Genomic DNA, 7,608 nt, shown 5'->3' with positions numbered 1-7,608 from the left:
AGGTTGGGTCACTGACTTCGGGCGTTACCAACTCCCATGGTGTGACGGGCGGTGTGTACAAGACCCGGGAACGTATTCACCGCGACATTCTGATTCGCGATTACTAGCGATTCCAGCTTCGTGCAGTCGAGTTGCAGACTGCAGTCCGAACTGAGACGTTATTTTTGGGATTTGCTCCACCTCGCGGCTTTGCCTCCCTTTGTTTACGCCATTGTAGCACGTGTGTAGCCCAGATCATAAGGGGCATGATGATTTGACGTCATCCCCACCTTCCTCCAGGTTATCCCTGGCAGTCTCCACAGAGTGCCCAGCTTTACCTGCTGGCTACTGAGGATAAGGGTTGCGCTCGTTGCGGGACTTAACCCAACATCTCACGACACGAGCTGACGACAACCATGCACCACCTGTCTCCAATGCTCCGAAGAGAAGGCCCCGTTACGGGCCGGTCATCGGGATGTCAAGACCTGGTAAGGTTCTTCGCGTTGCTTCGAATTAAACCACATGCTCCACCGCTTGTGCGGGTCCCCGTCAATTCCTTTGAGTTTCATTCTTGCGAACGTACTCCCCAGGTGGAATGCTTAATGCGTTTGCGGCGGCACCGAAGAGCTTTGCTCCCCAACACCTAGCATTCATCGTTTACGGCGTGGACTACCAGGGTATCTAATCCTGTTTGCTCCCCACGCTTTCGAGCCTCAACGTCAGTTACCGTCCAGTAAGCCGCCTTCGCCACTGGTGTTCTTCCTAATATCTACGCATTTCACCGCTACACTAGGAATTCCGCTTACCTCTCCGGCACTCGAGCCAGACAGTTTCCAATGCAGTCCCAGGGTTAAGCCCTGGGTTTTCACATCAGACTTGCCTTGCCGTCTACGCTCCCTTTACACCCAGTAAATCCGGATAACGCTTGCCCCCTACGTATTACCGCGGCTGCTGGCACGTAGTTAGCCGGGGCTTCTTAGTCAGGTACCGTCATTATCTTCCCTGCTGATAGAGCTTTACATACCGAAATACTTCTTCGCTCACGCGGCGTCGCTGCATCAGGGTTTCCCCCATTGTGCAATATTCCCCACTGCTGCCTCCCGTAGGAGTTTGGGCCGTGTCTCAGTCCCAATGTGGCCGGTCGCCCTCTCAGGCCGGCTACTGATCGTCGGTTTGGTGGGCCGTTACCCCGCCAACTGCCTAATCAGACGCGGGCCCATCCCATACCACCGGAGTTTTTCACACCGAGCCATGCAGCTCTGTGCGCTTATGCGGTATTAGCAGCCGTTTCCAGCTGTTATCCCCCGGTATGGGGCAGGTCACCCACGCGTTACTCACCCGTCCGCCGCTCAGTCAGTTAAGAATCATCCGAAGAATCTTCTTAACTGCTTCGCTCGACTTGCATGTGTTAAGCACGCCGCCAGCGTTCATCCTGAGCCAGGATCAAACTCTCTGATAAAATGTTTGTTCCAAGTTCAAAATCAACATACTAGCTAATTTATCCCTTTTACTGTTTTAAAGGATCTTTCGATCGTTTTGAATTACTTATTCAGAACTTTCGAGGATGTGTTTCATTGTTTAATTACCAAGGTTCTTCGCTGTTCTCTCGATCAGCAACTCGTTTATTTTATCAAACTCATTTGCATTTGTCAAGAACTTTTTTCAACTTTTTTTCAAAGCCGAGCGGAGAAGGAGGGATTTGAACCCTCGCGCCGCTATTAACGACCTACTCCCTTTCCAGGGGAGCCCCTTCAGCCAGCTTGGGTACTTCTCCATAGTTTGCCTGATTCATAATCAGATATTCAATTAACTGAGTTTTGAGCGGAGAGGGTGGGATTCGAACCCACGCGCCCTTTCGGACAAACGGTTTTCAAGACCGCCTCGTTATGACCGCTTCGATACCTCTCCGTGTGTGAATTCAAATCTCGGTAACTCCCGAAATCATCTCAGTTTTTGGCTTGTCAGCTTTGCGTTTTTATCTCTCTCGCTCAGCGACATTCGTTATTATATCAGCAGTGTTTCAGAATGTCAACCACTTTTTTGAATTTTTTTTACATTTTTTTCAATTTCTTTTTCGTTTTCGCTGTTTTTCCCTGTTTTGCAATTCACACATTTGTTTTTATCCATTTATAGTTTGCTTTCTGTATTTTGCTTTTTTCTATTTTTCTGCCAGAAAGCTCTCTGCAACGAGCAGATCCTCCGGTGTTGTGATTTTTATATTTTCATAGCCGCCTTTTACCATCACTGATGCGATTCCCATCTCCTGCTCCACAACCATGGCATCGTCGGTGATTCCTTCTGTGGAATGCTGCATCAGTTTTTCGAATGCCGGAAACAGAAGCTCTGCTGCAAAGGCCTGCGGGGTCTGTGCCTGCCATACGAGATCTCTTCGCGGGCTTTCCCTGATTTTTCCGTTTTCATCGGTAAGCTTGATGGTATCCTTGACCGGCATGCCAAGGACACAGGCTTTTTCTTCTTTTACACATGCGCAGAGACGTTCCAGCATTTCCTGGTTTAAAAACGGGCGGGCGCCATCGTGAATCAGAACGTAATCGGTCTTCTGATCCTGTTCGCTTTCCAGGCTTCTCAGCGTCTGCAATGCTTTCCAGACAGATTCATACCGTTCCCTTCCGCCTGCGCATACGGAAACAGTTTTCTTAATTCCATATTTTTCGATAATCTCTTTCTGACAGTATTCTATTTTATCCGCACCTGTCACAAGAATGATCTGGTCAATCTCCGGCGAATGTTCAAAAACCTCCAGCGCGTAAACCACGACTGGTTTTCCTCCGATTTCCAGAAACTGTTTTGCTACGCTTCCGCCCATCCGGGTTCCCTTTCCGGCTGCCAGGACAACCGCAGTGTATTTTTCTTTCTTCTCGCTCATCTTTTCCTCCGTTTTCTACAAATACAAAAACTCCGCAGCAGATCTCTCTTCTCCGTTCTGCTGCGGAAGTTTCTTTTTCTTATCGTTCTCCAAGCTTCAGGTTCGGTACGGCATTCAGGTCCCAGCCGTGGCGGGTTCCCTTCTGGTACTCGTAGTAAGCTGCCACACCGATCATGGCCGCATTGTCGGTACAGAAGATCGGGGACGGACGGTAAAAGCGGATGCCCTCTTTTTCACATGCTGCTTCCATCGCCGCGCGGAGTGCCCCGTTCGATGCAACGCCGCCGGCGATCGCCAGACGGTCCATATGGTAATCTTTGGCCGCACGGATGGCATTATCCACCAGAACGTCCACAACGGCCTGCTGGAAGGACGCAGCGATGTCTGCTTCGACAATTGGTTCGCCTGTCATCCGGCATTTGTTCAGATGGTTTAAAACGGCAGATTTTACGCCGCTGAAGCTGAAGTCATACGGCGCATCCTCCATGTGGGCACGCGGGAAGTCGATGGCGTGCGGGTTTCCTTCTTTTGCCAGCTTGTCGATCTTCGGTCCGCCCGGATAGCCGAGTCCGATGGCACGGGCTACCTTGTCGAAGGCTTCTCCGGCTGCGTCGTCTCTCGTTCTTCCGAGGATTTCGAAAGAACCGTAATCTTTTACAATGACAAGATGGGTATGGCCTCCGGAGATGATTTCACACAGGAACGGCGGCTCCAGATCCGGGTGTTCGATATAGTTCGCCGAGACGTGGCCTTCAATATGGTGAACGCCGACCAGCGGTTTCTTTTTTGCATAGGCGATCGCTTTTGCCTCTGCCACGCCGACGAGAAGTGCGCCGACAAGGCCAGGGCCGTACGTAACACCGATCGCATCGATATCATCCAGAGTGACATCGGCTTCTTTTAAGGCCGCTTCTACAACCTGGTTGATTTTTTCGATATGTTTTCTGGATGCAATTTCCGGCACAACGCCGCCATACAGGGTATGGATGGCGATCTGGGATGAAATAATGTTAGACAGCACACATCTTCCGTTTTTCACGACGGAGGCTGCGGTTTCATCGCAGGAGCTCTCAATTGCAAGAATCAGGGTATCTTTTTCACTCATTTTTCGTTTCCTCTTCAAATAACAGTTCTACTGATCTTCCGTCTTTTCCAAGCTCTGCGGCCGGGAAAATCTTCTGTACCTCATCCATGTACCGCTGCGGGCCGACGAGCGACGGGGAAAAGTGGGTCAGCCACATTTCGGCAGCCTCGGCATCTTTTGCCAGTTTTGCCGCCTCGTAGAAGGTCATATGCTTAAATTCTTTTGCTTTTGCCTGTTTTTCCGGCTCGCCGTACATTCCCTCGCAGATGAAAAGGTCGGAGCCTTTCGCATGTTCAGAGATCGACGGAATCGGGCGGGTATCGGTGCAGTAGGTCACCTTCAGTCCCTTTCTGACAGGGCCGAGGACCATGTCCGGCGTATACGTCTTTCCATCCAGGGTGACAGTCTCGCCTTTCTGCAGCGGATTCCAGCATTTAATCGGAATTTCCTGTGCTTTAGCGCGCTCCACATCGAATTTTCCCTTGCGGGAGATCTCCAGCGAATAGCCGTAGCAGGTGATATTGTGCTGCACGCGGAAGGCTGTGATTTTGTAGCCGTTCATCTCGATCACTTCCTCCGGCGCTGTCACCTCGTGAAATACAATCGGAAACGGCAGCTCCGGGCAGATGACACGCAGTGAATTGACGACGCGCTCCAGGCCTTTTGGGCCGATCATGGTCAGCGGTTCTCTCCGGTCAGTGTTTCCCATCGTCAGGAGAAGTCCTGGAAGGCCGCTGATGTGGTCTGCGTGGTAATGGGTGAAGCAGATGGCATCAATCGGCTTAAAGGTCCAGCCTTTTTCCTTGATGGCAACCTGGGTTCCCTCGCCGCAGTCGATCAGAAGGCTGCTTCCGTTGTATCGGGTCATCAGGGCGGTCAGGCGTCTGCCTGGCAGAGGCATCATACCGCCTGTTCCCAGTAAACATACATCTAACACGTTTTTCCTCCATATTCTATCCGGCTTTTTCGAAAGCCGGTCAGGTATTTTACGTTGAAAAAGCGTGTCCAAAACGGTTTGTTTCAGACACGCTCTCATCTTAACACAGTTTTTTCAAACACGCAATGACGCGGGTTTTATTTATTTGCTGTCATGACAGCTTCCTTCATCATGCGGACATACGTATAGATGTGCTGCTCCGCATGAGTGCCGTACTTCGCAATCATTTTGACGATAGCGCTTCCGACGATGACACCGTCCGCAATTTTTGCAATGTTGGCTGCCTGATCGGTCGTGTTGATGCCGAAGCCTACGGCTACCGGAATATCGGTTACTTTGCGGATTGCGGCGATCATGGAATCGAGGTCTGTCTTGATCTCGCTTCTGACACCGGTAACGCCCAGAGACGATACGAGGTAGATAAAACCTTCGGCGTCTGCGGCAATTTTCTGGATGCGCTGCTCAGACGTCGGCGCAATCAGAGAAATGACATCTACCTGATGGCTGCGCGCAATATCGTTTAATTCGCCTTTTTCCTCATACGGCATATCCGGGATGATGATGCCATTGATGCCGACTTCCTCGCATTTTGTAAAGAACGGCTCGTATCCGTAATGGAACACCGGGTTTAAGTAGGTCATAAACACCAGCGGAATGTCTGTTTTTTTGCGCACGGAGGCTACCATATCGAAAATTTTATCGGTGGTGGTTCCGGCTTTTAAGGAACGGAGGTCTGCCTCCTGGATGACAACGCCCTCGGCGATCGGATCGGAAAACGGGATTCCGATCTCGATCAGGTCTGCGCCTGCTTTTTCGAGCTCCAGAATATAATTCTCTGTTTTTTCAATGTTCGGATCTCCGGCTGTCAGAAACGGAATGAATGCTTTGCCGTTTGAAAATGCTTCTGTTACTTTACTCATGAAGGTCCCTCCCTCTGTATCTTGCAATGGCTGCTACGTCTTTGTCTCCGCGTCCGGACAGGCAGATGATGATGGAGTCTTCCGGATCAAATTCTTTTGCGATCTTCATCGCATGGGCTACTGCATGGGCACTCTCGATCGCACAGATGATACCCTCGGTTCTTGCGAGGTATTCAAAAGCTTCTACTGCCTCATCGTCCGTTACCGGAACGTATTCGGCGCGGCCGATGTCATGCAGATATGCATGCTCCGGTCCAATGCCCGGGTAGTCAAGACCTGCGGAAATCGAGTAAACCGGTGCGATCTGACCGTATTTATCCTGGCAGAAGTAGGATTTCATACCGTGGAAGACGCCGAGTGTTCCGGTTGCAATGGTTGCTGCAGTCTCTGCGGTGTTGACGCCGCGTCCTGCTGCCTCGCATCCAATCAGGCGGACATTTTTGTCATTGATGAAGTTATAGAACATACCCATCGCATTGCTTCCGCCGCCGACGCATGCCATGACGGCTTTCGGGAGTTTTCCTTCTTTTTCGAGGATCTGCTCTCTTGCCTCTTTGCTGATGACAGCCTGGAAATCGCGGACGATGGTCGGGAACGGATGCGGACCCATAACGGAACCGAGAACGTAGTGGGTGTCATCGACACGTGATACCCACTCGCGCATCGCCTCATTGACGGCATCTTTTAAGGTCATAGTTCCGGTAGTAACGGCATTTACTTTTGCACCGAGAAGCTCCATCCGGTATACATTGAGGGCCTGACGGTCGGTGTCTTCTTTTCCCATGAAGATCTCACACTCAAGTCCCATCAGCGCTGCTGCCGTTGCGGTTGCCACACCGTGCTGGCCGGCTCCGGTCTCTGCGATGACACGGGTTTTTCCCATTCTTTTTGCGAGGAGGCACTGTCCGAGCACGTTGTTGATTTTGTGGGCTCCGGTGTGGTTCAGATCCTCTCGTTTGAGGTAAATTTTTGCTCCGCCGAGATCCTTTGTCATTTTCTCTGCGTAGTAGAGAAGGGACGGGCGGCCCGCGTAATTTTTCAGCAGGTCATCGAGCTCCTGGCAGAACTCCGGATCGTTTTTATAATAATTGTACTGTTTTTCCAAATTGATAATTTCATTCATCAGAGTTTCCGGTATGTACTGGCCTCCGTGAATACCAAATCTTCCGTCAGACATGTCTTATCCTCCTTATGCATTCTGTGATTTTTTTCGGATCCTTTACGCCGTCTGTCTCGACACCGCTGCTGATGTCGACGGCGAAGGGATGTGTCTGTAAAATCGCCTGTTCCACATTTTCGGCGTTCAGGCCTCCCGCAAGGAAATACGGGCGGTCCATGTTTCTGATCAGTGACCAGTCGAACGATTCGCCGGTACCGCCTTTTCCGTGGTCGAGAAGGATGTAATCGGCGCTGCTTTTTTTCGCCTTTTCGACGTCCTCCCTGGTTTTGATGGAAAATGCCTTGATCAGTTCCCCGCCGGTGCGGAACCGGAGCGAATGGATATATTCTTCACTCTCATTTCCGTGGAGCTGTGCCAGATCGATGACGCCCTCTTCGAGGTATCCTGCGACAATCGCCGGAAGCTCGTTCACAAAGACGCCGACCGCCTGGATTTCGGGATCCAGATAGCGCCGCAGCGTCACGGCATGTTCTTTTGTAATCTGTCTGCGGCTTTTTGCAAAGACAAAGCCGACATATTCGGGCTTCAGTTCATTCACCGCATCGATGTCTTCCAGCCGTGTGAGCCCGCAGATTTTGATTCTGGTCTGTTCTTCCATAACGTTTGACTCCCCGTGCGCTC

At 51.0% G+C, this 7,608-nt stretch carries 6 protein-coding genes, 2 tRNA genes and 1 rRNA gene; all 9 read right to left on the bottom strand.

Translation table 11 applies throughout. The features are described 5' to 3' along the window. A 16S ribosomal RNA gene (locus PGS38_RS08670) occupies positions 1-1,438 on the bottom strand; the annotation flags it as partial. Positions 1,439-1,663: 225 nt separating this feature from the next. Beyond that, positions 1,664-1,753 (bottom strand) — tRNA-Ser (locus PGS38_RS08665). A gap of 48 nt (positions 1,754-1,801) precedes the next feature. After that, positions 1,802-1,887: transfer RNA gene (locus PGS38_RS08660), tRNA-Ser, on the bottom strand. A 250-nt stretch (positions 1,888-2,137) separates the two neighbouring features. After that, positions 2,138-2,866 carry a 2-C-methyl-D-erythritol 4-phosphate cytidylyltransferase gene (gene ispD, locus PGS38_RS08655; RefSeq protein ID WP_270476150.1) on the bottom strand — a complete coding sequence of 243 codons (729 nt, stop codon included), beginning with the start codon at positions 2,864-2,866 and terminating at the stop codon, positions 2,138-2,140. A gap of 79 nt (positions 2,867-2,945) precedes the next feature. Then, positions 2,946-3,971: a tRNA (adenosine(37)-N6)-threonylcarbamoyltransferase complex transferase subunit TsaD gene (tsaD, locus tag PGS38_RS08650; RefSeq protein ID WP_022462650.1), complete on the bottom strand. Its 1,026-nt coding sequence runs from the start codon at positions 3,969-3,971 to the stop codon at positions 2,946-2,948. Further along, positions 3,964-4,887, bottom strand: a complete 924-nt coding sequence (locus tag PGS38_RS08645) for a ribonuclease Z (RefSeq protein ID WP_118601061.1) — start codon at positions 4,885-4,887, stop codon at positions 3,964-3,966. The genes tsaD and PGS38_RS08645 overlap by 8 nt, the downstream gene beginning before the upstream one ends. Positions 4,888-5,024: 137 nt before the next feature. Next, the gene (trpA, locus tag PGS38_RS08640) at positions 5,025-5,807 is read right to left on the bottom strand and encodes a tryptophan synthase subunit alpha (RefSeq protein ID WP_117804941.1); all 783 of its coding nucleotides are present in this window, start codon (positions 5,805-5,807) and stop codon (positions 5,025-5,027) included. After that, complete coding sequence (gene trpB, locus PGS38_RS08635; protein WP_022462653.1) at positions 5,800-6,984, bottom strand: tryptophan synthase subunit beta; 1,185 nt, start codon at positions 6,982-6,984, stop codon at positions 5,800-5,802. Before trpB ends, trpA begins: the two co-directional genes overlap by 8 nt. Next, positions 6,977-7,585 carry a phosphoribosylanthranilate isomerase gene (locus PGS38_RS08630; RefSeq protein WP_055228636.1) on the bottom strand — a complete coding sequence of 203 codons (609 nt, stop codon included), beginning with the start codon at positions 7,583-7,585 and terminating at the stop codon, positions 6,977-6,979. The genes trpB and PGS38_RS08630 overlap by 8 nt, the downstream gene beginning before the upstream one ends. Between the last annotated feature and the right edge of the window lie 23 nt (positions 7,586-7,608).

Source organism: Fusicatenibacter saccharivorans (assembly GCF_027667425.1).
In the GTDB taxonomy this organism is placed as follows: Bacteria; Bacillota; Clostridia; order Lachnospirales; family Lachnospiraceae; genus Fusicatenibacter; species Fusicatenibacter saccharivorans.
Note: the sequence above shows the minus strand (reverse complement) of the source record. Positions and strands in the feature narration are given on the sequence as shown.

Excerpts from the sequence above, each read along its gene's own strand:
- ispD (WP_270476150.1), bottom strand. The coding sequence starts at position 2,866 with ATGAGCGAGAAGAAAGAAAAATACACTGCGGTTGTCCTGGCAGCCGGA.
- tsaD (WP_022462650.1), bottom strand. The coding sequence starts at position 3,971 with ATGAGTGAAAAAGATACCCTGATTCTTGCAATTGAGAGCTCCTGCGAT.
- trpA (WP_117804941.1), bottom strand. The coding sequence starts at position 5,807 with ATGAGTAAAGTAACAGAAGCATTTTCAAACGGCAAAGCATTCATTCCG.
- trpB (WP_022462653.1), bottom strand. The coding sequence starts at position 6,984 with ATGTCTGACGGAAGATTTGGTATTCACGGAGGCCAGTACATACCGGAA.
- PGS38_RS08630 (WP_055228636.1), bottom strand. The coding sequence starts at position 7,585 with ATGGAAGAACAGACCAGAATCAAAATCTGCGGGCTCACACGGCTGGAA.